21 protein-coding genes are annotated in these 24741 nt (G+C 60.0%); 6 read left to right on the top strand and 15 right to left on the bottom strand.

The window, feature by feature from the left end:
• The first annotated feature begins 159 nt into the window (after positions 1 to 159).
• Positions 160 to 1554, top strand: a complete 1395-nt coding sequence (locus tag BW975_RS02940; protein ID WP_076530836.1) for a site-specific integrase — start codon at positions 160 to 162, stop codon at positions 1552 to 1554.
• 199 nt (positions 1555 to 1753) lie between these two features.
• Here the strand turns inward: BW975_RS02940 and BW975_RS02935 are convergent, their stop codons facing one another.
• From BW975_RS02935 to BW975_RS02920, 4 genes are all read right to left on the bottom strand, one after another.
• A complete protein-coding gene (locus BW975_RS02935) occupies positions 1754 to 3124 on the bottom strand; it encodes a hypothetical protein (protein WP_076530834.1) in 1371 nt (456 codons plus the stop codon).
• A 270-nt stretch (positions 3125 to 3394) separates the two neighbouring features.
• Positions 3395 to 3823 carry a YqaA family protein gene (locus tag BW975_RS02930; protein WP_076530833.1) on the bottom strand — a complete coding sequence of 143 codons (429 nt, stop codon included), beginning with the start codon at positions 3821 to 3823 and terminating at the stop codon, positions 3395 to 3397.
• Between the two features lies 1 nt (position 3824).
• Positions 3825 to 5150: an MFS transporter gene (locus tag BW975_RS02925; RefSeq protein ID WP_076530831.1), complete on the bottom strand. Its 1326-nt coding sequence runs from the start codon at positions 5148 to 5150 to the stop codon at positions 3825 to 3827.
• A gap of 7 nt (positions 5151 to 5157) precedes the next feature.
• On the bottom strand, positions 5158 to 5418 hold the full coding sequence (locus BW975_RS02920; RefSeq protein WP_076530830.1) for a metal-sensing transcriptional repressor: 261 nt from the start codon (positions 5416 to 5418) through the stop codon (positions 5158 to 5160).
• Positions 5419 to 5503: 85 nt separating this feature from the next.
• Between BW975_RS02920 and BW975_RS17790 the strand changes: the two genes are divergently transcribed.
• From BW975_RS17790 to BW975_RS02905, 3 genes are read left to right on the top strand one after another with little or no spacing between them, the layout of a single operon-like run.
• A complete protein-coding gene (locus BW975_RS17790) occupies positions 5504 to 5860 on the top strand; it encodes a hypothetical protein (RefSeq protein ID WP_083686959.1) in 357 nt (118 codons plus the stop codon).
• 56 nt (positions 5861 to 5916) lie between these two features.
• Positions 5917 to 6645, top strand: a complete 729-nt coding sequence (locus tag BW975_RS02910; RefSeq protein WP_076530828.1) for a HupE/UreJ family protein — start codon at positions 5917 to 5919, stop codon at positions 6643 to 6645.
• Between the two features lie 16 nt (positions 6646 to 6661).
• Positions 6662 to 7285 carry a transmembrane anchor protein gene (locus tag BW975_RS02905; protein WP_076530827.1) on the top strand — a complete coding sequence of 208 codons (624 nt, stop codon included), beginning with the start codon at positions 6662 to 6664 and terminating at the stop codon, positions 7283 to 7285.
• A 423-nt stretch (positions 7286 to 7708) separates the two neighbouring features.
• On the opposite strand, the gene BW975_RS02900 is transcribed toward BW975_RS02905, so the two are convergent.
• The 9 genes from BW975_RS02900 to BW975_RS02860 all read right to left on the bottom strand — a co-directional run bounded on the left by BW975_RS02900 (position 7709) and on the right by BW975_RS02860 (position 19567).
• Complete coding sequence (locus BW975_RS02900; RefSeq protein ID WP_076530825.1) at positions 7709 to 8062, bottom strand: copper-binding protein; 354 nt, start codon at positions 8060 to 8062, stop codon at positions 7709 to 7711.
• A gap of 35 nt (positions 8063 to 8097) precedes the next feature.
• Positions 8098 to 11277 carry an efflux RND transporter permease subunit gene (locus BW975_RS02895; RefSeq protein WP_076530824.1) on the bottom strand — a complete coding sequence of 1060 codons (3180 nt, stop codon included), beginning with the start codon at positions 11275 to 11277 and terminating at the stop codon, positions 8098 to 8100.
• A complete protein-coding gene (locus tag BW975_RS02890) occupies positions 11274 to 13466 on the bottom strand; it encodes an efflux RND transporter periplasmic adaptor subunit (RefSeq protein WP_076530822.1) in 2193 nt (730 codons plus the stop codon). The genes BW975_RS02895 and BW975_RS02890 overlap by 4 nt, the downstream gene beginning before the upstream one ends.
• A 92-nt stretch (positions 13467 to 13558) precedes the next feature.
• Complete coding sequence (locus BW975_RS02885) at positions 13559 to 14002, bottom strand: hypothetical protein (protein ID WP_139194231.1); 444 nt, start codon at positions 14000 to 14002, stop codon at positions 13559 to 13561.
• Between the two features lie 95 nt (positions 14003 to 14097).
• A complete protein-coding gene (locus BW975_RS02880; protein ID WP_076530820.1) occupies positions 14098 to 16446 on the bottom strand; it encodes a heavy metal translocating P-type ATPase in 2349 nt (782 codons plus the stop codon).
• Positions 16447 to 16533: 87 nt separating this feature from the next.
• Positions 16534 to 17877, bottom strand: coding sequence for an APC family permease (locus tag BW975_RS02875; RefSeq protein ID WP_083686958.1), 1344 nt, complete (start codon positions 17875 to 17877; stop codon positions 16534 to 16536).
• 9 nt (positions 17878 to 17886) lie between these two features.
• Entirely contained in the window at positions 17887 to 18555 is a 669-nt protein-coding gene (locus tag BW975_RS02870; protein ID WP_076530818.1) for a TVP38/TMEM64 family protein, read from the bottom strand.
• Between the two features lie 44 nt (positions 18556 to 18599).
• Positions 18600 to 19094 carry an EF-hand domain-containing protein gene (locus BW975_RS02865; RefSeq protein ID WP_076533320.1) on the bottom strand — a complete coding sequence of 165 codons (495 nt, stop codon included), beginning with the start codon at positions 19092 to 19094 and terminating at the stop codon, positions 18600 to 18602.
• Between the two features lie 173 nt (positions 19095 to 19267).
• Entirely contained in the window at positions 19268 to 19567 is a 300-nt protein-coding gene (locus tag BW975_RS02860) for a hypothetical protein (RefSeq protein ID WP_076530817.1), read from the bottom strand.
• Between the two features lie 183 nt (positions 19568 to 19750).
• Between BW975_RS02860 and BW975_RS02855 the strand changes: the two genes are divergently transcribed.
• Both BW975_RS02855 and BW975_RS02850 read left to right on the top strand, forming a co-directional pair.
• Positions 19751 to 20473, top strand: coding sequence for a response regulator (locus tag BW975_RS02855; RefSeq protein ID WP_076530815.1), 723 nt, complete (start codon positions 19751 to 19753; stop codon positions 20471 to 20473).
• Positions 20470 to 21858, top strand: coding sequence for an ATP-binding protein (locus BW975_RS02850; RefSeq protein WP_076530813.1), 1389 nt, complete (start codon positions 20470 to 20472; stop codon positions 21856 to 21858). The genes BW975_RS02855 and BW975_RS02850 overlap by 4 nt, the downstream gene beginning before the upstream one ends.
• 63 nt (positions 21859 to 21921) lie before the next feature.
• On the opposite strand, the gene BW975_RS02845 is transcribed toward BW975_RS02850, so the two are convergent.
• Both BW975_RS02845 and BW975_RS02840 read right to left on the bottom strand, forming a co-directional pair.
• On the bottom strand, positions 21922 to 22626 hold the full coding sequence (locus BW975_RS02845; protein WP_076530812.1) for a copper resistance protein B: 705 nt from the start codon (positions 22624 to 22626) through the stop codon (positions 21922 to 21924).
• Between the two features lie 29 nt (positions 22627 to 22655).
• Positions 22656 to 24500, bottom strand: coding sequence for a copper resistance system multicopper oxidase (locus BW975_RS02840; protein WP_076530810.1), 1845 nt, complete (start codon positions 24498 to 24500; stop codon positions 22656 to 22658).
• Positions 24501 to 24741 lie beyond the last annotated feature (241 nt).

Genomic DNA, 24741 nt, shown 5'->3' with positions numbered 1-24741 from the left:
CGGTCATTAGACGTAGCAATACTCACCCTCAAACTCGGGGTGATCACTACACCCCCCGGTCGACAATCGAGGTTCGCAACCGCCAGAAGCTGGTTCTGCCATCACTCGAACGGGATACTGAAGTTTTCAACGCAATTTTTCAAAAATGAGACCATTTCCATGACGCTTTCTGACCGCCACCCGTCCCATGCGGACGACCTCATTCCAATGAACTGCAAAGGTAGTCCATCCGGTCATGAGGATGCCCCCATCTCCATTCAAATGAGCATCCATGCCTTCAAACTTGCGTCCCATTCGAATGCCGCGTTCAGCATCGAAGATCTGATTGAAAGCGGAACCTGGCAAAAATACGAGCGCCGGGCTGCTGCTCTCGCGCGCGCCCATCCCAGAGGGGATCCCTTCAAGGTCTTCCTCTCGCGCCTTGAAGTTGACGATTGGGCCACCTCCAACGCCAGGCAAGCCGATCGCTCTGCGCTGGTTCGCCTTGCCGCCCGCGACGTTCTGGAACTGATGCCAATTTATTGGCGGGAGACCTTGAACCGGATCGAGAGCGCAGAAGAGCAGAAAGAGTGTCTAGGCAGTCTGCGTCCTCATCTGTTCCCCTCGGTCAAACAGCAGATGAAGGACGCAGTCCGGCCGCTCTCTGGGGTGGAGAGAGCTCAGTTGGCGTCCGCGGTTCACTTTTTGATCGAAGTGCCTCCAGATCCGTTCCATGACCAAGCCCGCACCCGAAAACGAGAGGACAAGACCGCGCCAGACACCAGGCGCCGGCGGGATCGGTCGGCTCAGTCAACTTTATCGGCGCTCGGCCATCACGAACGCCGGAAGCGTGACGCTTTTCCCAATTATGATTGGCGCAGCCACTTGTGGACCTCTTCAATCGCAAGGGACCGACATCTGGACATCACGCGGCAGGCGATCTTGGCGACCATGATGCTCACTGGTGCGCGGCCGGCAGAGTTTTCGGAGGATTACGGCGTCGATATTCGTCTTATTGAAGTGGAAGGTGCGGACCGGCTGATCTTCCTGATAAAAGGTGCAAAGTGCATGACACAGCTTCATGAGGCTTTGCCAGCCAAGGGGCAATCGGTCCGTGAGATTGAGATCGCATGCGAGGCGCCTGAGGCAAGATGGCTTCGAGAAACGCTTCGAGATAAAGGCAATCTGCACCTGACCGTGTCGAGCCCGGGCAAGGACGCCAATGGAATTCCGCTGCCGGCGTCGGAAAGGCATCGCCGGGTTTCGGTCAGCCTTGGGAAACTTGTGACCCGATTGGGCAAACTGGCGTTCCCCAGCCTTCGGCATAACCTGACACCTTACGTGTTCCGGCATGCGGTGGCCGCCGACATGAAGAACTCAGACCGGTTCGATTCCGAGATGATCGCCAGCGCCCTCGGCCACCAAACTACTCGAACGCAACGGTCATATGGTCTCAAGAGCAGTGGCCGCAATCTATCTCTGGATCGGATAGAAGCCATAACCCGTGTCTCTGCGGTGAGCCCTGTTCGGGACTGTGGAAGATTGGAAGAGCGGTTTGGATCTGACGCAGGGTAATCACCCATGTTGGGCAGCTATCACCCAACCGAGCTCATCGGGTAAAAGGGCGGAGAGCGGACTTCCTCTGCGGCTGCGCTATTCCTGCTTTTCACCTTGAAGAGCTGACCTTCGACCATTCGACTCCTTATGCATAAATTGGAGGGGGCGCCAAGCGGCTCTGCCATCTCAACGCAATGACGGTGACAGCTTTCTCGCACTACGGTTTTGAGTGATCGGCTTCATTCTCTCCCTCTACTTCGATGGTCCCTTCGTCTGCCTTGGGCTTAACGTCGCGGCGCTCTCGTGGTAACGATGCAACGAAATCTTTGGAAAGGTATTCCTTCATATGGTCGCGCAGCATATCCATCTTGAGGCGTGTGCGGAGCGCATAGATTTCCTCGTCGGGTAGGTCTTCTAGCCCTTCCTCGGATGCCTTAGAGACGTCCGTTGCAATAATGCTGACCTTGGACAGGTTGAGGCGCTGCTGGTTGATTCTCATTATCTCTCCAACTAACAACGCTGCTAGTTTATAAGCCGCACCGATAATTGCAGTGGCTATCACGATGTAGGGGATACGCGTTACAAGGATCGAGAATATCCTCGCGTTCTCATATTCGTCGATTACGGTAGTGAGGTTTGCTGCATTGAAGACTAGCAGCCCGGCCATGATGACCAGAAGAATTATTGGAATCCAAGACAGCTGCCAATACGTCTTAGTATTTTGAGAAGCTTGCGAGACGAACCCGCTTATCTCTGTTGGGAACATGTTGATGTCATCTTGAAGTAATCGTAGTTCCTGTTTCTGCTCGGCAATCTCAGTGGCAAGCCCTGAACGCTCAGCATTTCGTTCCGCGATATGCTCTTTGATCGCCTCCGCTTGTTCTTCCAGAGTGACAGCGGTTTCTTCGCGTTTTTTGACGTCTGCAACCAGTCCATTTCGTTCCTCTGTCAGGCGGCCAATCTGATTGTTCAGGTCTGTAACAGTCCCTTTAGCTTCGGTTATTTTACCGTTCAGCTCATCGCGTTCTTGGCGCAAGGTATCGAGTTTGGCGTTTGCTTCTTCCGCACTTTTGATAGCGCGTTCACTATCCTTAACAATGTCTGATTTGAACCGGTCTAGACGTGTAACAAGACGAACAAACTCTTCTAATTCACCAGACTGGAAGCCTATTAGAGAGACGGAATTCAATTTAGCTGCTGTCCACCATTTCTTCGGCGGCCGGAATGAAACTGACCTAATCAACTGATTAACGTTGCAGCGGTATGTAGTGTCAGAATCCCTTGAGATTTCCTGTCTTATTTCACCACCTTGTGCCATTTCCCATTTTACTTCGAAAGTGTCGTAGGAGGTATAGTTCTCCATAACAATGACAATTTCACACAAGAAAACGGGTTCTGAAAACTCATAGTCGAACCAGCGGTTGGCGCCGTCCATTGGCTCTTTCGCACCAGAGTTTGCAGCCAGCTTTGTGGTCTTGTTGGTGCGTCTATTAAGTAGTTCGAACGGTAGATTGGTGGCAGACTCAACGCCACTTTCTCTAAGTTGGTTCAGCTTGTCATTGGCGCCACTCAGGTCGACTTTATCCATAATTAAGTATCTCTTTTCTTTACGATAACTTTGGCCTGCGCCTCAACTCTTACAAAATATAACGACACCACTGTTATCTTTGTAGTAAAATATGAAGGCGCATGCAGCCCGCCCCCAATTGGGAGCAACGGCGGGTTCGGGATGCTGCGTTCCAACAATTTAATTTGTCACCAAGGTCAGCAGAGGGTCGAAAACACCTCTCCCAACGTTTTCCGCGATGTCACGAAAGCGTTTTTTCAAAAGCGGGTGCGAGGCTGTCCGGTCCGCGTTTTACACGTAGTTGAGAGTGACCATCGCCAGCACGATGTAGCGCCCGCCTTTCGCGAAAGTCACGATGAGCACGAAGCGCCAGAATGGCTCTTTCAGCAGGCCCGCGGCCAGGGTCAACGGGTCTCCGACGATGGGCAACCAGCTGCCCAGCAGACTCCAGAACCCCCATTTTCGATACCAACCGGAGGCGCGCTCAATCTGCTTTGGAGACACCGGGAGCCAGCGCCGATCAGCAAAGTGAGCGAGGTATCGCCCGAAAATCCAATTGACTACAGAGCCGAGAACATTCCCGGCTGTGGCCACCAAAATCACCAGCCAGACGGGATGGCTGCCAGTCCAAAGTAGACCTGCCAGCACAGCCTCGGACTGGGCGGGGATCAGAGTGGCAGCGAGGAAGGCCGCTGAAAACAGGCCAAAGAGTGACAGCATGTCAGCCGCGCATGGGCCAATGGCGATGCAGATCGTCGATGATGATTTCGTGCCGGTGAACCTTGCCGACTTGCCCCTCAAGATGCGGATGATCAGGCGGCAGGTCCGGGTGCTCATGAGGCAGACTATCCAGCGCTTTGGCGGGCCAGAACCGAAGTGCCGCCCCGATGCCGATCGCCGCCAGACCGGCCAGCACCAAGAGCGCGGGCAACGTTCCGAACGCGGTCATCAACCAGCCGGACAGCGGATAGGTCAGCAGCCAGCAAGCATGGGACAGCGCAAATTGCGCGGCGAAGATCGCGGGGCGGTCCTCCGGGTGTGCAGAGCGGCGTAGGAGGCGGCCTGAGGGCGTCAGCACGGCCGAGTTGCCCAAGCCGATCAGCAGCCAGACAAACAGCAGAAGCGGCCAGCTCAACCCGAAGACCAGGATGACGCCTGCGATCCCCAGCAGCGCGGCGACCATGAGCCATGCGCCGGCCACCATCATCGGTCTGTCAGGCAACCTGTCGAGCAAGCGCGGCAGGGCAAGCGCCGAAATCATGCTTCCTGCCCCGAAGGCGAACATGGTCCAGGCCAGGGCGGTATCATCGAGCCCCAGTTGCCCTCGCACGAGAACCACGGAGTTGACGAGAACCATCGCGCCTGCGGAAGCGACAGCCAGATTCAGGCCCAGCAGTCCGCGCAGCCGCGGAGTGGCGAGGTAGATGCGGATGCCCCGGGTGGTCCGGTCATAGATCCCGCGCGGCTTCGTCGCCTTGGGACTGGGCAGGATGACCGACAGCACCAGCAGTGCAGAAGCAACAAAGCCCGCGACAGTGCCGAGAAACAGCGTGTTGTAACTCATCACCGCTAGCAGCATCGCGGCCAGGGCGGGCGAGACGATATTCTCCAGATCATAGGCCAGGCGCGACAGTGAGAGCGCACGGGTATAGCGCGCCTCGTCCGGCAGGACATCGGGGATCGTTGCCTGAAATGTGGGCGTGAAGGCGGCAGAGGCCGACTGCAGCAGGAAGATCAGAACATAGACCTGCCAGATTTCGGTGACGAAGGGCAGCGCCAGTGCCACCGCCGCCCGGATCAGATCCAGGGTGACCAGCATGGCGCGGCGCGGAAGGCGGTCGGCAAATGCGCCTGCGATCGGTGCGATGCCGACATAAGCCACCATCTTGATCGTGAAGACGGTGCCGAGCACGAGCGCGGCCCGGTCTCCCGCAAGATCAAAGGCCAAGAGGCCAAGCGCCATCGTCGCAAGGCCGGTGCCAAGGAGCGCCACGACCTGCGCCAGGAAAAGATGCCGGTAGGTTCGATCAGCGAGAATGGCCAGCATGGTGCGCTCACAGATAGCGGGTGATCGCCTTGAGTTCAGCACGATCGGTCTCTGATCCGTCGATATTGAGGCAGTGGTCAATATGCTCATGTATCAGCACGCGCTTGGCATTCGTCACGGCCTTCTCGACAGCCTGAAGCTGCTGGGCGACGTCGAGGCAGGGTTTGCCATCCTCCAACATCGCGATAACCGAGCGAAGGTGACCGTCGGCACGTTTCAGCCGGGCAATGAGCGCAGGATGACTTGCATGAGTGTGTGTGTCTGACATACTAGTGTCGTATCCTCCCAGGGGGGATAGAACAAGATAGCGCAGTGACGGCGCTGCAAACAAATAGAGCGGACAGGCAGGCTTGATGACAGCTTCACGTAGACTCGGAAAAGCCGCCTTCGCGACGCTTCTCTGCGTGGCCGTTCTTGTCTGGTCAATCATGCCCACGACGTCCCATGTCCCCACGGTGCTGGATGTGCTCCAGGAGCACTCGGAAACGATTGCAGAGCATGGGCATTCGCACGGACTCGAGGAAGACCTTGCTTGGGCCATGCACGGACACAGCCATGACAGCGTCGATCATGATCACAGTCAGGCACTGGTGCTTGCCCACGATCCTGCCGGTCAACCGCTGGATATCTACAAGGCAGCATGGCGGCTGAGTTCGGCCTTCGCTCATCCTCTGAGAATGGACCTGATCGAACGACCACCGCGCGTGTGATCGCCCGCGCCTCTCGGGCGCCATCGATCATTCCAACCATTCGCGGAGTTCAATCCATGAAAACAGTCCATCTGGGCTGGACCGATCCAGGTATGCGCCGGATCGTGGTCCTGTCCGCCATCACACTCTCATTGCTCTTTCTAAGCACGGGCCATGCGCTTGCCCATAACGTCACGCCCGGGGATGCGGGCTATATCCAGGAGATCTGGGGGGTGAACATCATTCCCTTCATGTATCTCGGGGCCAAACATATGGTTACCGGCTACGATCACATCCTGTTCCTGCTGGGTGTCGTCTTCTTTCTCTACAAGATGAAAGATGTCGGCATCTACGTCAGCATCTTCGCTGTCGGCCATTCAACGACAATGTTGGCGGGTGTCTGGTTTGGCTGGGGCATCAACGCCTACATCGTCGATGCGATCATCGGCCTCTCGGTCGTCTACAAGGCCCTCGACAATCTGGGTGCATACCAACGCTGGTTCGGGGTCCAGCCCAACACTAAGGCCGCGACACTGATCTTCGGTTTTTTCCACGGAACGGGCCTGGCTACCAAGATCCTCGACTACGATATCGCGTCGGAAGGGCTGCTGGCCAATCTTCTGGCGTTCAATGTGGGAGTCGAGCTGGGCCAACTAATGGCACTTGGCGTCATCCTCATCGTCATGGGCTACTGGCGGAAATCCCCGAATTTCTTCCGCCAGGCCTACACCGCCAACGTCGTCATGATGTCCATGGGGTTCATCCTCATGGGCCTTCAGATCACCGGCTATTTCGTAGCCACCTGAGAAATAGGAGACCCAAATGTTCAACGCAGAAAAACCAAGTCTTGAAGAGCTGCCGAGCTCCACGCAACTGCTCCGGTCTACCGCGATCGCCGCCGCCAGCGCGGCCGCAATCTTGATCACAGTGGTGCTTCCAGCCGAATACAACATCGATCCGACCGGGATCGGTGGTGTGCTCGGGTTGGCGGAGATGGGCGAGATCAAGGTCCAGCTGGCAGAAGAGGCCGAAGCCGACAGGCTGTTGGAGCTCGGCACAGAGGATCAGTCCAGCTTGATGGGTGACATCTTCGGGATTTTTGTCGGCAGCGCATATGCGCAAGAGGTCGAAGGCTGGCGCGATGAAACAAGCTTTACGCTTGCCCCCGGCGACTCAGCAGAGTGGAAACTCGTTATGGAAGAAGGCCAGAAGGTGGAATACCGAATGCTCGTCGAAGGCGGTCGCGTGAACTTCGACATGCATGGCCATGGTGGTGGGCAGTCGGTGACCTATGACAAGGGCCGCGGCTCCACCGGAGACGAAGGCGAACTTGTCGCCGAGTTCGACGGCGAACACGGTTGGTTCTGGCGCAACCGCGACAGCTCGGAGGCCACCGTCACTGTTCAGGTGCGCGGCGAATACGCCGAGTTCAAGGACGCCAGCTGAAGGCTGGGCTGCCGGTGCTTTGCTAGCGAGCACCGGCAGCCATTAGGCGCAGAAGCCAAGATTTTTGCACGCATCACAAATGTAGATGACCGGGAAATTCTTCGGCGAAGCGAGAAGCGTAGAATTCCTGTGCTCCGCCGAAGGACCGCCAATCGTTGGCGGTGAGGATCCGACGGAGCGCTGCCTCTGACGGGAGCGAAATTTTCTTAAGACCAGAACGGGTAAGCATGCAATCCACATGGCCCGCAGGCGCGCTCCATCGCGCCCTGTGGAGGTTCGGACGTTGGGGTATTTCGCACGCGTCATCCCCCTCATCGAAGAGCCCGGATCAGATGCGGGGTTCGTTCCCCCAATCGGTTTCCGAATTGGCAATCTGAGCGGGAAGAAGCCTCTTCCCGCCCTATCTGCGGGTTACCCGCTGGACTACTCAGGCATCATGCCGCCGATTGCATACATGCCATCGGCGCCCTTGATCAGCATGAGGGTCACTGTATCGCCCTCAGCGATGTCGCCCATCATTTGAGCGTCCTCTGTCACAGGCAGATCCATAGTCATAGCGGGCCAGCCGATTTCGGGGATCGGCTCATGGCTGACATTGGCCATGCCATCGCTCAGGGAGTTCAGCGTAGCCGTGGTGTGGACAGCGCCCCTCATTTGTTCTGCGCTCATGTTCATCTCCGAATGATCCATTTTAGTGTGGTCCATTTCGCTGCTGGTCTGGGCGATAGCAGGGCCAGTTAACATGCCAAGGGCGATCGTGAGGAGAAGAGGTTTCATGGGATATCCTTTCAGGTCAGGGAAGGGTCCGGCCTTCATTCGGCCGGGGTTTGCGCTGCATCCGGCGTGGCCGGTGTCAGCAATTCGCGGTTGACCCGTTTCAGGGCCAGCCGTTTCCAGATCACGAAGATCGACGGAATGACGAAGAGGGTGAGGAGGGTTGCGGTAGCCATGCCGCCCACCATCGGGGCGGCGATGCGCTGCATGATCTCCGAGCCTGTGCCAGTGCCATACATAATCGGGATCAGTCCAGCGAAGATGGTCGCAACGGTCATCACCTTGGGCCGCACGCGCAATAACGCCCCCTCGAAGACAACCTCCTCGACGTCCAGCGGTGTCATCTCGCGCCGCTCCTGCGAAGCCTCGCCTCTCCGCTTCTCCCAAGCGAGGTTGAGGTAGAGCAGCATCACGATCGCCGTCTCGACAGCTACGCCGGCCAGCGCGATGAAGCCGACCAATACGGCCACAGAGATGTCGAAGCTGAGATACCAAAGGAACCAGACGCCGCCCGCCAAAGCGACGGGCAGCGCGGCGAGGATGATGCCCACCTCGATCACCCGGTTGAAGGCCATGAACAGCATCAGCGTGATGATCAGCAGGGTGGCCGGGCCAACAAGTTTCAGCCGCTCCTGCATCCGCTCGATATATTCATACTGGCCTGACCATGTGATCGAATAGCCCGGCGGCAGGGTGACCTCTTCGGCCACCAACGCGCGTGCCTCCTGAACGTAACCTCCCAGATCGCGCCCCGCTATATCGACAAAAACAAAGCCGGTGCGCCGCGCGTTTTCCGAGCGGATCATGCCGGGGCCGTCTTCGATGCTGATCTCGGTCAGGGTGCCCAGCGGGATATGCGCGCCCTGCGGCGTGACGACGGGCAGATCGCGCAGCGCCTCGGGGCTGCTGCGCCAGTCCTGTGGGTAGCGTAGGTTGATGGGATAGCGCTCAAGGCCCTCGACGGATTCCGACACCTGCATGCCGCCGATAGCGGTCTGCACGATGTCCTGCACATCCCGCACACTCATCCCGTAGCGCGCGGCCGCGTCTCGGTCGGGGTTGATCTCGATGAAGCGCCCGCCGATGGGACGCTCGGCATAGGCCGAGGCGGTGCCTTTGATGCCGCCGACCACGCGCTCGACCTCGATCCCGATCTGCTCGATTACTTTCAGGTCCGCACCGGATATCTTGACGCCGACGGGTGTCTTGATGCCGGTCGCCAGCATGTCGATGCGGTTCTTGATGGGTTGGATCCAGACGTTTGTGACGCCGGGAATTTGCACCGCGCGGTCCAGTGCATCGCGAATGCGGTCCATCGTCATGCCCTCGCGCCATTCGGCTTCGGGCTTCAGCTGGATCGTCGTCTCGATCATCGTCAGCGGCGCAGGATCGGTGGCCGTGTCAGCGCGGCCCAGCTTGCCGTGGACAGTCTCGACTTCGGGAATGGTGGCGATCATCCGGTCGCTCTGTTGGAGCACCTCACGAGCCTTGCCGATGGAGACGCCCGGATAGAGCGTCGGCATGTAGAGGAAATCGCCCTCGTTCAGCTCGGGCATGAACTCGGTCCCGATCCTTTGCAGCGGCCACCACATGGACGCGACCAAAAGGCCCGCCAGAAGGGTCGTGGCCCAAGGCCACGCGACGGCCGCGTCAAGGAAGGGTCGGTAAATCCAGATGATCAGCCGGTTCAGCGGGTTCTTGCGCTCGGGGATGATGCGCCCGCGCACGAAATAGCCCATCAATACGGGCACCAGCGTGATCGACAGGATCGCGGCGGCGGCCATCGCATAGGTCTTGGTAAATGCGAGCGGCTTGAAGAGGCGCCCTTCCTGGCTCTCGAGCACGAAGACCGGCAGAAAACTGACCGTGATGATGGCCAGCGAATAAAAGAGAGCTGGCCCCACTTCTGAGGCGCACTCGCTGACGATACGCCACCTGTTCTCGGGTGTGATCTTCTCCTTCTCAAGCCGTCGGTGCATCGCCTCAATCATCACGATGGCGGCGTCCACCATGGCGCCAATGGCGATGGCGATGCCGCCCAGCGACATGATGTTGGCATTCACCCCTTGAAACTTCATCACGATGAAGGCCGCCGCGATACCAAGGGGCAGCGAGACGAGGATCACCAGGGACGAGCGGATGTGCAGCAGGAACGCTGCGCAGACGAGGATGACGACGATGAATTCCTCGGTCAGCTTCTTTTGTAGGTTTTCGATTGCCCGCTCAATCACGCCTGCGCGGTTGTAGGTCGTGACGATCTCGACGCCCTCGGGCAGGCTGCTGCGCAGTTCCTCCATCCGCGCCTCGACCGCCTTGATCGTGCTGAGCGCGTTGCCGCCCCAGCGCAGGATCACCACACCGCCCACGGCGTCGCCCTCGCCATTCAGCTCGCCTACGCCGCGGCGCATCTCAGGTCCAAGGCGAATATCGGCGATGTCGCCAATCGTCAGGGCCGCGCCCCGATCATTGACCATCAGCGGGGCCTTGGCGATATCGGCCAGCTCGTCGACATAGCCCGTCGAGCGGACCATGAACTCGGCCTCGCCCATTTCGATCACGCTGCCACCGGTTTCGCGGTTGGCGTTCTCTATGGCGGACCTGATCTGGCCCAGCGTCACGTCATAGGCACGCAGCTTGTCCGGATCGACGACGACTTGGTATTGCTTGACCATGCCGCCGATCGTGGCGACCTCGGAGACGCCCTCGACGGTCTGCAGTTCGTATTTCAGGAACCAGTCCTGCAGGCTGCGCAGCTCCGAGAGGTCATGCCCCCCGGTTCGGTCAATCAGCGCATACTGATAGATCCAGCCGACGCCGGTGGCATCGGGGCCCAGCTCGGGCGAGGCCCCCTCAGGCAGGTTCGACGTGATCTGCGCGAGATACTCCAAAACGCGGCTGCGCGCCCAGTAAAGGTCTGTGCCATCCTCGAAGACGACATAGACGTAGCTGTCGCCGAAAAAGGAAAAGCCGCGCACGTCGCGGGCGCCCGGAACGGCCAGCATGGCAGTGGCGATGGGATAGGTGATCTGGTCCTCGACCACCTGCGGCGCCTGGCCCGCATAGGGCGTGCGCACGATCACCTGCACGTCCGACAGATCGGGAATGGCGTCCACCGGAGTCGAGCGGATGGCCCACACGCCTACGACGCCCATCATGATCGCCAGCGCGAGGATGATGACGCGGTTGGCGATGGACGCCTTAATGATGGCGCGGATCATTCGCCTGCCCCCTCTGTGATGCCCACGAGGGTCATTGAGAAGTCAGGGTTGCGGCGCAGCTCCAGGGTAACATCCTCGCCCGTGGGGAGCGTTGCGGCATTGACCGAAGGATCAATCGCGAAATCCATGGTCATCCCCGGCATTCCGATCTCGGTCATCGGTCCGTGCGTGATGTTGGCCTGGCCCGTCACGGCGTCGACTGAATTGATCGTGCCGCTCACCTCCATTGGTGGAATGACGGGTTCGGCCTTATCCAGCACCATCGTCATGCCGTCCGGCCGCGCGAAGGTTAGGATCATGTCCTGACCGGTGACCAGGCTGCTCGTGTCCAGCGTCTTGGCCAAGCCAAAGTCCATCGTCATTCCGGGCATGCCGATCTCGCTAATGGGGCCATGGCTGATGGTCGCCTTACGCGCGCCCGCATCGACGGCGTCGATGGTGCCGGTGACGGTGATGGGCGGCACCTCCATGGCGCCCTTTATTTCGGAGTGGGACATATCCATTTCCTCGTCCATCCCCTCGGCGCGCACCGCGACGATGGTGAAGAGACCGTCCGCGCCCTTCGACAGATCGAACTCCACAGGCGCGTCGATGGGCACCGAACCCGGATCGAAACCCGCGACCGGCATGTCCATCTCCATCGCCGGCCAACCGAGGGCCGGAATGGGGTCGTGCGACAGCGCCAACTTGCCATCCGGTGTTACTGCCGTGACCCGGCCCGTGCCGGTCGCCGCAACACCGTCATCGGTGCCAAGCATGGTCAGCCCCAAGAGGCCATCCGCGCCGCGCACCGCGCGAAACGCGACCTCCTGCCCCACTTCCAGCCCGTCCAACGGGACATCAGCGCGCAGGGTGAAGTCGGTGGTCATCGTGGGCCAGTCCAGCGCCTCGAGCGCGCCGTGGCGGATCGTGGCCACGCGTGCCTCGGCATCGAGCGCGACGAGCGTGCCCGTGCCGGGGGCGGGCGCCGCCTCGGTCGGGGCCATGCGCATCATGCCTGCGTTCAGCGCGCTTTCGCTGTCGATCAGGAACTGCGCCGAGGCGACGACTTCTTCGCCGGGTGCAAGACCTTGCATAACCTCGGTGCGCCCGCCCTCGCCGAAGGCGTCGCGCAGACCGGTTGTCACGAGGCGCGGCTTGAAGGTGCCGTCACCCGTTTTCAAGACCACGCGCTCGGCCGAGCCGGTGCGGATAATCGCCTCGGACGGCACTGTCAGGGCCATCCGGTCGTCGCTGGGCATCAGGCTGATCTTGCTGAACATGCCGGGGCGCAGCGCGCCGTCGGAATTGTCGAATTTCAGTCGAACAGGCAGGGTGCGGGTTTCGGGGTCGAGTTCGGGATAGATGTAGTCGATCTGGCCTTCAAAGGCGCGTGTGGGCAGATGCTCGAATCGGGCGGCGGCGCGCATATCCTCGTTCAGTCGCGCGATATCGCGCTCGAACACATCTACGATTAGCCAGACGGCGCTGGGATCGCTTAGCGATACCGCGCGCGTGCCAGGCTGCAGATACATCCCCTCGGCGGCCTCGAGCGAGATCACGACACCGTCCTGTGGCGCAAGGACCTCGATATTACGGGCCAGGGTGCGGCTTTCCTCGATCTGGGTGATCTGCCGGTCAGACATGCCCTGACTGCGAAGCGCGTTGCGCGCTGCATCGATGATGCGCGAGTTTCCGGCCTCGAGCGCGCGGATCAGATCGCTGCTGGACGAGCCGATGACGGGCGAGAACATTTCGAAGAGAACGTCGCCTTTGGTCACCGGATCCCCGATGGCGCGCACGTTCATGACCTCAATCCAACCCTCGACACGGGTATGGACGTGACTGGTCAGATGCTCGTCATACTCGACAAATCCGACGGTCTCGACCTTGCGTGCCACGTTCTCGCGCCGGGCAAAGGCGGTGCGCACGCCGATCGCATTGATTTCGGCGCCCGAGAGCATCACCTCGGCGGGATCGCCCGCGGCTTCCTGACCGGCATAGACCGGGATCAGATCCATCCCCATAGGCGATTTGCCGGGGCCGGGTTGACGGAAGTTCGGATCCATGGGTGCGACCCAATAAAGAGCCTCTTCTCCACCCGCGCCCGCCTCATCAGACGGATTCAGGTGCAGTCTTTCAAGATAGATACCGCCCGCCGCGCCCGCGACGAGGGCAAGTGCGGCCAAAGCCGAATAACGTCCACGCATGTTTGCCTCTGATGCGATCACCCGTTGGGGTGCCGCCTAATTCGATCAAAATCGCGCGCAAGCCCTCCTGAGCTTGCACAGCTAAAGAGTGATCAGAGGGCTTGAGGAGGGCGGTCTTGAGTAGAAGATGCGCGTGAGGGCAGCGTGGAGGCTTCGATCGGCCAGCCGCCACTTTCCACCAAGGTGCCTACGAGGACGGGCGCAGCCATCTCTACCGAGGTGAGCGCAGTTCCGATCGCTGGCATGCAATGCATGGACGCATCTGGCGCGCCACCAGGCTCTGTCGCGTCCATTGACATGTGATCGAACTGATCGCTGTCGTCCATTTGCTTGGCACTCGTCATGCAATCAACGGGATGATGATCGGCCGACATAGCGACCTCGTGCTGGGCTTCCATCTGATTGCCGGGCAGGCAGATCATGTCATTCGCTGCGGCGGGCAGCATCGCAATCGCCAAGAGCATGACGCCCATGAGCACGGTATGTGCCAGTCGGACGACCAGTCTCGGCCTGCAATTGCGGAATGAAGCTACCATACCCTTGAGTTACGATTAATCATACGCAGGTCAAGTAAGAAGCGCGTGAACGCAAGCGAAGGGCAAACCGTGATGATCTGTGCTCAGCCATGTCATCAGAGCTTCTGCCGCCTCAATCTAAGTGCATTCGTAATGACTGAAACCGACGACAGGCTCATGGCGGCGGCTGCGATCATGGGTGAAAGCAAAATGCCTGTGAAGGGATAGAGGATGCCGGCGGCAATCGGCACTCCAGCCCCGTTGTAGATGAATGCAAAGAAAAGGTTCTGCTTGATGTTCCGAAGCGTAGCCTTGGCCAGCTTGCGTGCCCTGACAATACCGACAAGGTCGCCGCTCAGGAGCGTGATGCCGGCGCTTTCTACAGCAACATCCGCACCTGTGCCCATTGCGATGCCCACATCGGCGGCTGCGAGGGCCGGAGCGTCGTTGACCCCGTCGCCTGCCATGGCAATGGAGGCGCCTTTTGCGCGCAACTCTTCCACCAGCGCTTTCTTGTCCTCGGGCAGAACGCCAGCGCGAACTTCGTCGATGCCCAGTTGCCCGGCGACGGCTTCTGCGGTGCGCTGATTGTCGCCTGTCGCCATGATGACCCGAAGGCCGACCGCGTGAAGCTCGCGGATCGCGCTGGCGGTGGTTTCCTTGATAGGATCGGCAACAGCCACCAGCCCGGCGAGTGCGCCGTCCAGCGCAACATACATCGCGGTCTTGCCTTGAGCGCGTAACTCATCGGCGGCCTTGTCGGCTTCTTGCGTATCGATGCCCAACTCGGTCATCATCGCCGGGTTGCCAAGGGCAACTTGTCTACCTCCGACCAGTCCTTGCACACCCTTCCCGGTCACAGACTCGAAATCCGACGCCTTCTCAATGACGATATCGCGGGTCCGGGCGCCCTCAACGATTGCTTCGGCCAAGGGATGCTCCGATCCACGCTCCAGCGCGGCGGCCAGCCCAAGAAGGGTCTCGTCAATGATATCAGCCATGGCCACGACATCGGTAAGCTTGGGGCGTCCTTCGGTTAGCGTTCCTGTCTTATCCACGATCAGCGTGTCGACCCGCGCCATGCGCTCCAACGCTTCGGCATCCTTGATCAAAACGCCGGCTTGCGCCCCGCGCCCGGCGGCAGTCGTGATCGAGATCGGCGTGGCAAGGCCCAAGGCACAGGGGCAAGCGATGATTAGCACGGAAACCGCAGAGGCAATGGCGAAAGCCAATGCTGGATCTGGACCGATCCAGAGCCAGACAGCGAAAGAGGTCAGCGCAATGGCCACGACGGTCGGGACGAAGATCGACGAAACCCTGTCGGCCATGCCCTGGATCGGCGCCCGGGAGCGGCGCGCACCGGCGACCATCTCGACGATCTGGGCCAACATCGTGTCTGCGCCGACCTGGGTGGCCCGGATCGCCAATGTGCCGTTCTTGTTAATCGTGCCCCCGGTCACGCGATCACCCTCCCGTTTCTCTACGGGCAGCGGTTCGCCGGTGATCATGCTTTCATCGATGCTTGAATGTCCCTCGACGACCTCCGCATCCACCGGGACGCTGTCACCAGGCCGAACGCGCAGAAGATCGTCTTCACGGATGTTTTCGAGGGGGGCCTCATATTCATCGCCATTTGGAAGGATGCGCCGGGCTGTCTTCGGCGCCAGATCGAGCAGCGCCTTGATTGCGTCACCTGTTTTCTCGCGCGCTCGCAACTCCAGCACCTGACCTACGAAAATCAGCGTGATGATGACAACCGCGGCCTCGTAATACGTGCCGACGCTTTCACCCATCCTGTATTCGGCGGGAAAAACGCCCGGCAGAAAGGTCGCGAAAAGTGAGTAGAGATATGCCGCGCCGACACCGAGCGCGATCAACGTCCACATGTTGGGCGAAACATTGCGGATCGACTCCCAGCCTCTGCGGAAAAATGGCGCCGCGGCCCAGAGCACGATAGGCGTCGCCAGAACGAACTCGATATAGATGGCCAGTTGGTGACCCAGCCAGTCCCTGACCGGCAGGCCGACAAGCTCGCCCATAGTCAGGATCACCAGCGGCACCGCCGCCACCGCGCTGATCCACATGCGCCGCGTGAAATCGACCAGTTCCTCGCTGGGTTCATCCGTGGGCAGAAGCGGCTCAAGCGCCATGCCACAGATCGGGCACGCGCCAGGCTCATCGCGGATGACTTCGGGATGCATCGGGCATGTGTATTGCGTTCCGGGGGTCGCCGCGACAGCGGCTTCCCTGCTGCGGCCAGAAGCGTAATACCATGGGTCGCTCTGGAATGTCGCTTGGCAGCCTTCGGAGCAGAAGTGAAATCGCTCCGAGCCGAAATCCTCGTGGCGGGTCTCTTCAGTGACGGCAACCGTCATGCCACAAACAGGATCCTGTGCGGACTTTGCACCCTCCGGCACGTTGTGTCCGACGCTGCCGTCATGGTGGTGTGGATGATTTTTTGTCATGACGTGCTCCGATTGCTTTGCAGTTCAGAAGATGGGCGTTCCAGCGGGGGGAGGGTCAAGTCATGATCCAGAACGCGTGCGCATCGCTTATTTCTGCATGTCTGAGTGAGGCTCAGCGTCGTTTTGGCTCCTTTTGCGCAGGAATAGCCACTCGAAGACAAAGACAGCCGCCATGAGCCCCAGCGATATGAAAACGATGAGCGGATCACTTTGCCATTTCATCCCGGTAAATGCCGCGAGAACGACGACATCAAGGGCGATGGCGCAAAGCATGACCCACCCCTTGGCCCCGATGTCTTCCTTCAGATGACGAAACACACCCCAATGGATGATCATGTCCATTACGAGGTAGAAGAACACGCCGAGAGATGCGATCCGGCTGAGATCGAAAAAGACCGTCAGCACGCCCGCGATGACGACCGTGTAGACCAGCGTGTGATCTCGGATTTTGCCCGTCATGCCGAAATGGCTATGAGGGATCAGCTTCATGTCGGTCAGCATGGCCAGCATGCGCGAGACCGCGAAGATGCTGGCGATCAGGCCCGACGAGGTGGCGACAATGGCCAGAAGGACAGTCAGGTAGAAGCCTGTCTGCCCTAGCGTTGGCCCGGCAGCTTCGGCCAGCGCATAGTCCTTGGCGGCCACGATCTCCTCCAGGCTCAGGCTGGATCCGACGGCGAAGGCGACCAGTAAATAGACGATCACGCAGATGCCAATGGATGCGATGATCGCCCGTCCGACATTGCGATGAGGGCTGGTGACCTCGGCCCCGCTATTGGTGATGGTGGTAAAGCCCTTGAACGCCAGGATGGACAGCGCGACGGAAGCGACGAAGCCAGTCGCCTGTGTCGATTGCTGATCAGAGGCGGCCTCGAATGAAATGCCGCCCGCCCAGAGTGCTGCCGCCCCGAAGAGCGCGATGCCACCCACCTTGATGACGGCCATCACGATGGAAAACAGCCCGACGGATTTGTTGCCAGCAGCGTTGATCAGGTAGGCAAAGACTATGAGGCTAACGCCAAGCGCGGGCACCAGCCACGAGGACTGATCCATACCGAGGCCACGTAGTAAATAGGTTGCAAAGGTTCGCGCTACGAGGCTCTCGTTGATGACCATGGACAAGGCCATCAGCAGGGCCGCGCCTGCGGCTATGGTCGTCGGCCCGTAGGCTTTTTGCAGGATCATCGCGATGCCGCCCGCCGAGGGGTAAGCGTTCGACACCTTGATATAGCTGTAAGCGCTGAACGCTGTGACAATGGCGCCAACGATGAACGACAACGGAAAGAGAGGTCCGGCAAGCTCGGCGATCTGACCGGTCAGTGCGAAGATCCCGGCGCCGATCATGACGCCTGTGCCCATCGCGATAGCGCCTGCGAGGGATATGCTGTTTTTCTGATACTCCGAGGTCACATCAATTTCCTTAAATTTCATTTGTTCTTGTCATTTGCCCCGCTCTCGCACGGCGATGGCAACCAATGGGATGAGCGTCACGATACCAAGGCCGATCGCGATCCACGTGGCAGAGCCTGGCTTGCCACTCACGGCCTCCATGCCGAAATGCGCCAGAAAAAAACTGGCCGGGATGATCCCGGCCAAGGTAGACAGCGCGAAACGCCAGAAATGCAATCCGCTAAGCCCGGCCGCGTAACTGACCAGATCGAACGAGACGAAAGGCATGAGGCGACTGGCCAGCACTGCCCCGGTCAATGCGTTCTGCGAGCCGAGCCAGCCAAGATCCACCTTCTCGCCGAACCACTTCACCATGATGTCGCGACCCAGAAACCGCGCGAGCGCGAAAGCGATGAGCGCCCCGAGCTCGGCGCCGATGACGACGTAGACGGTGCCCGCCGTATGGCCATATGCCGCGCCCGCCGCCAAGGCGATGGGCGCGCTGGGGATCGGCGAGGCGACGATCGCGGCAGTCATGAGAAGCACGATCAGAAGCGGGCCCCAGAAACCGGCAGCCCTGAGCCAGGTTTCTATTCGCGCCCCGTTCAACTCATCGATCGGCAGCTCCCAAGGACCAAAAAGGATCGCCACGGCGGCGCCGAAGCCGAGAAGGACAACCACGACCGTGGTGCGTTGCCGCGACGATAATTCTCCGAGCATGCGTGGGGCCCTCGCCGATCATCCAGACCTCGGGTCTAACCGCTTCAGTCCTGTTTCTTGTGTGATCCGTGGCCCATACCACCTGCGCCAGAGTGCATCTTGGACATCATCTCGGCATGTGCGGCCATCTCATCGCTGCTGAGGGCGCCGTTGCCATCGGTGTCTAGTTGCGCGAACCGCTCGGTCAGGTGTTGCTGCATCATCTTGATGTGCATCGCTTCGAATTCGGCTGGGGACAGGCTTCCATCGCCGTCCGCGTCGTTTTCGGACAGCCTGGTCTGCATCATGTCGCGCATCTCATCAGCGCTGACGGCGCCGTCACCGTCCTTGTCGGCCATCTTCATCATGTCGGCCATCATGCCGCCCATCATGCCTTTGCCAGAATGCATGTTCCCCATCATGCCAGCAGGGCTTTTTTGGCTCGTGGCTGCATCGGTCGACGACTTGGTGCCATGGCCGTGGTCCGTTTGGGCCAGCGCCGCCGATCCTACGGCTGTCGATGCGGCTAAAGCGAGGATGAAAAGAGGGTGAGTAGACATGGTGATCTCCGTTCTTGAGGTTTCGAAAACATATAGCGAAAGCGCGATGATGAGGACGCGATGCCGTCCCTGCATTCATCACTGCGCTTGAGGGCAACATTTCAGGGCGCGGTCTGTTCCGATCCGCGGGCGCCACGCAGGTGCCTTGCAGATCGGTGGTCAGTCGACGGGTTTCAGCGGTCAGCGCCGGCTTCGGGCGGCAGCGGGCCGTCGATACCATCAGCGTTGGTCTTTGTATTGCGGGCGTGAACGGTATCAGCGTGAGTGTCTTCTCCCGGCTTCGCCATCAGAGTGCCATCGCTGTAGCGGTCAAGGTGCTGGACGTCGCCGGTGCTGAACGAGCCGTTGTTCTGGACGGATGTGTTTTCAGGCAGCTGGTGATGGCCGCTCATATGGCCTTGGTTGGCATAAGCCGCGCCGCCTGCGGAGATGGCGCCGATCAGGGCGAAAATCTGGATGGTGCTACGTTTCATGTTGAGGCTTCCTTCTGCTCTCGTTGTCGATGACTTCTACTTGAGCATTGCGAGGGTGGCTTCAACGGGGCTGAGAGGCGGGTTTGTATCACCATGTCACGACGCCGAACCACGATACCTTTCGTTACATTTTTCAGGCGTTTGGCGGATACATTCCGATACAAAATTCGGTAACGTCCTCCCATGGCAGATGCGCATCATATCCTTGTCGTCGACGACAGCCTCGAGATCCGGAACGCGGTGTCGCGCTATCTCATCAAGAACGGGATGCGCGTGACCAAGGCCGAGAATGCATCCGAGATGGATGCCGCGCTCGCCAAGAGCCGGTTCGACCTGATCGTGCTGGACGTGATGATGCCGGGCGAGGACGGGCTTTCGATCTGTCGTCGCCTCTCGTCAAGCGGCACGATCCCGATCCTCATGCTTACCGCACTTGGCGAGGAGATGGACCGCATCGTTGGCCTTGAAGTGGGCGCGGATGATTACTTGGCCAAGCCGTTCAATCCGCGCGAGCTATTGGCGCGGATCAAGGCGATTCTCCGACGCGCGGGCCGACCCGAGATGTTCGCCGGCTCCCTTGCGGGCCGACGAATCAGTTTCGGACACCAGACATTGAACACGGATACGCGGGTTCTGGTCGATGAGGACGGTGCGGAGGCGCAGCTCTCAGTGTCGGAATTCAAGCTGCTGACCGTTCTTCTGGAACGGCCGCGCCTTGTGCTGACGCGGGACGAACTGCTGGATCTCACTGCAGGCCGCACGGCGGGTCTCTTTGACCGGACAATCGACAATCAGGTCAGCCGGCTGCGCCGCAGGGTCGAAAAGGATCCGATGCGCCCGAAGCTGATCACGACGGTTCGGGGCGGGGGATACTGCCTGTCGGCAGATGTCGAGGACGCAACATGACGCGCCGGTTCCTTGGCAGCTTGCGGGGGCAGCTTGTGCTGCTGATCATCGGCGCGCTTTTGCTGGCCCAAGCCATCAGCCTATGGCTTTTCGTCGATGAGCGTGGCCTCGCTGTGCGCGCCGCGCTCGGATCCGAAGCCGCCGGCCGGGCGGCGAATGTCGCGCGCCTGATCGAGGAGGCGCCGACGGATTTGCAAGCGTCCATCTTGCGCGCCGCAGACTCGCCTCTTGTGCGGTTCAGCATAACGGAGCAGCCCGAGGTCGATCATCTCGATCATGAGGATGGCGGCAGCGTCGAGGCGCGGATGCGCGCGCTTCTCGGCCCGGACGACGATCGCCCCATCCGAGTGGAACTGCACGAGGCCGAGGGCAGTCTGACACCCATGTCGCATATCAATGCGGACGCCAGCACGATGCATCTGCAGATGATGCAAGGCGCATTGTCGACACTGGAGATGACCGTGTCGGTCGGGCTCGAAGATGGCCGCTGGCTGAATGTCGATACCCGGTTCAATCGCCCTCCGTTACAATGGCCCGTCATCTCGACACTGAGCTTCGGGATCACCGCCGCGTTTCTGTTGATTGCCGCGATCTGGTTCCTTCTGAGCCGTCTCACGGGGCCTTTGCGGCGCGTGGCCTCGGCAGCTGAGCGCTTTGGCAAAGGTGAAGCGCCCGGTGCCTTGCCCGCAACAGGCCCGCGCGAAGTGCGCGACCTGACAGTGGCCTTTAACGAGATGCAGGATCGGCTGACACGCCATATCGCGGATCGCACTAGGGTGCTTGCGGCCTTAGGGCACGACCTGCGCTCGCCTCTGACGGCGCTGCGTGTGCATGCGGAACTGGTGGATGAGGACGACATTCGCGACAGCATGGTTTCCTCGATCGAAGAGATGCAGGAGATGGTCGAGCAAACCCTAGCTTTCGCGCGCGGCATGGCCATGTCGGAAGAGGTGCAGACGCTGGATGTAGGCACGTTTCTCGAGAAGCTGCGGCAGGACATGGCGGGCGGTTTCGAGATGCGTGATGTGCCGGCTCTCCAGATCCGAATGCGACCCAACGCAATCCGCCGCGCCCTGCGGAACCTTGTCGAGAACGCGGAACGCTACGGCGGTGGCGCTTTCGTGACAGTGCGGGCGAATGATGGCAGCCTTGCCATCGAGGTATTGGACGAGGGCCCCGGCGTTCCCGAGGCAGAGCTTGAGCGCGTGTTCGAGCCCTATTTCCGGCTGGAGCAGTCACGGTCACGCAATACTGGCGGCACCGGTCTGGGTCTGTCGATTGCCCGGACGATCGCGCGGGCGCATGGCGGTGACGTCATCCTGGAAAATCGGTCCGCAGGCGGCCTGAGGGCGACGCTGATCCTGCCGCGGGAGAACAGCGTCTGACTTGCTGTTTCGAATAGGAATGGCCCCCCGCAAGTGTCTTGCGAGGGGCGTGCTCAATCTTGCCTAAAACATGATCCGCGTGCCCACGACGACCGAGAAGGCATCCTTGTCCTCGCCCGCTGCGCGCAGCATGTCCGATGTGTCGCCAAAGGCCCGCTCGTAATTGATGCCGACATAGGGCGATACCGCGCGATCGATCAGATCATAGCTGATGCGTGCCCCGATCTCGACTGTCGGGCCCCAGGCGCCCTGATTGGCCGCCGTGTCGTCCTTGAAGGGCAAGGTCATCTCGACGCTGGGCACCAGGATCAGCCGGTTTGTCAGAAGCGCCTCATACTCGGCCTCAGCCCGAAAAAACGGGTGATCCGAGACATAGAGATCGGCATCGACCTCGAACCATTGCGGGGCAAGACCCTTGACGCCGAATACGGCGTTGTAGCGATCCGGACCGCCGTCGGGTGTGCTTGCCTGGATGCCGACGACCGAGTCGAAGAAGTCCGAAATAGGCATCTGCAGGCGGAGCTGATTCTCCAGCCCCTCGAACTCGCCCGAGGACTCTCCCAGCTCGCCCTCGCTGCGCCAGACGAAGCGCAACTCATCGGTGCCGGCAAGTGCGTCGAAATCCCACACCACGGCATCCTCGCCATCGTTGAAGCGATATTCGAGTTGCTCGGCCTGAAACCCCCAGATGGGCTTCTCGGCCGCTGCCGGTGCGCCGAGAAGGGCGGTGAGCGCTGCGGCAAATGAGGTCAGATAGATAGGTTTCATAGGATTGATTCCTTTCCTGATAGGGCCGCTCATGACGGACCGCCTTCAACGATCACCTTGCGGAACATGCCCGCCTCGGCGTGATAGGACAGGTGGCAGTGGAACGCCCATTGGCCGGTCGCGTCGACCTCGGTCTCGGTGTAGACGGTGGTGCCTGGTGCGATGCTGACCGTGTGCTTGATCGGATCCCATTTGCCCTTGCCGGTATCGAGGATCGTCCACATACCGTGCAGGTGCATCGGGTGGCTCATCATCGTCTCGTTGACGAACTTGAAGCGCACGCGTTCGCCGTATTTCAGGCGGATCGGGTCGGCGTCCTCCAACTTCTTGCCGTTGATCGACCAGATGTAGCGCTCCATGTTGCCGGTCAGGCGCAGCTCGATCGTGCGGGTCGCCGGGCGATCCCGGTAGAGCGGTCTGGCCGCCTTCAGGTCGTTGTAGGACAGGAACTTGCCACCATTCGCCGCACTGGGGATCAGGCCGCTGCCCGGCGCGTAGAACTCGCCGACCCTGCTGTCACGGGCACTGTGGTTCATGCCCGGCATCGCCATCTGGCTATGGTCCATGGTCTGCGTGCTACCGGACATATCCATCTTGCTGTGGTCCATGGCCTGCGTGCCACCGGACATATCCATATTGCTATGGTCCATGCCCTCCATGTCGTCGGACATGTCCATCTTGCTGTGATCCATGCCCTCCATGCTGCCCGACATATCCATCTGACTATGGTCGATACCCTCCGGCATCGTCGTGCCCTGCGAGGACATCGTCATGCCGCTATGATCCATGCCACCCATGTCCATCGACATGCCGTCCATCATGCCGCCCATATCGGCCATGGTCAGCAGTGGTTGCGGACGCATGCGCGGGATGAGCCCGGCATAGCCTTGCTTGGGCGAGAGCGACCCGCGCACCATGGCGGTCCGGCCCATCGACTCAGCGATGATGCCGTAAGCCTTGGCCTCGCGGGGCTGGACGATCACGTCATAGGTTTCTGCCACCGAGATACGCAGCTCGTCCACCGTCACCGGCTTGACGTCGTTGCCGTCAGCCTGAACGACCGTCATCTTCAGTCCCGGAATGCGGACATCGAAATAGGTCATGGCGGAGGAGTTGATGAGGCGCAGGCGCACCTTCTCGCCGGGCTTGAACAGGCCGGTCCAGTTCTGTTCCGTGCTCATACCGTTGATGAGCGGCTCGAAGCCTTGGACATCTTCGATATCCGTGGGCATCATGCGCATCTTGCCCCACATCGCCCGATTTTGAAGAGCCTGCTTGAAGCCATCCTCGCGGGAATCGCGCACCAAGTCCTCGAGCGTGCGCTGAGAGCGGTTGTAGTAATCGGCAGACATCTTGAGATTGCGGAAAATGCGATCGCCGCTATGGGGATGTTTATCCGTCAGCTGCACCACGTAGTCGCGGTCGGCGCGGACCGTCTCGCCGCCCTTCGGCTCGATTACGATGGCGCCATATGCTCCGTCGGGCTCCTGAAAACCGGAGTGACTGTGGAACCAGTAGGTGCCAGCCTGTTCGATCGGGAACTGGTAGGTGAACGTCTCGCCCGGTTTGATCCCGTTATAGCTGATGCCCGGAACACCGTCCTGGTGGAAGGGTAGGATCAGGCCGTGCCAGTGGATCGAGGTGCTTTCGCGCAGGTTGTTCTTGACGTTGATCGTGACCTGCTCGCCTTCCTTGAAGCGCAGGACGGTCGGGGTCTGGCTGCGGTTATAGCCAATGCCGGTCTTCTTGAACGTTCCGGTGTCGATGCGGATCTTGTCGACGCTGACATTGTAGGTGCCTGCCATCGTCATGCCGCCGGACAGGGCGAGGGCCGCGGCTAGAATGGCCGTTTTGAAAAGGGGGATGGGTTTCATCTCCGGTCCTTTCGGAATTGTTTTGGGAATAGCGCTGAAATGCGCGCGCATTGCCACGAACAGGAGAGACACGCGAAGTGCTGCTGCGGATCGTCTCGCCCTATTCAGGCAGAAATATTGGGTGACCTCACCCTCGTGGAGGAGGCGTGTCACCAAAGAATGCGAGAACGTCCCACCCTGCAGTGCCGAAGGCGTAATAAGTCGGGAGCTGAAGCGCCATCAGCCGAGGTATTGCGGAGGG

Origin of the sequence: Roseovarius nanhaiticus (genome assembly GCF_900156535.1) — a bacterium.
Taxonomy (GTDB): Bacteria; Pseudomonadota; Alphaproteobacteria; order Rhodobacterales; family Rhodobacteraceae; genus Roseovarius; species Roseovarius nanhaiticus.
The sequence above is the reverse complement of the archived record's forward strand: the minus strand, read 5'-3'. Positions and strand labels throughout refer to the sequence as shown.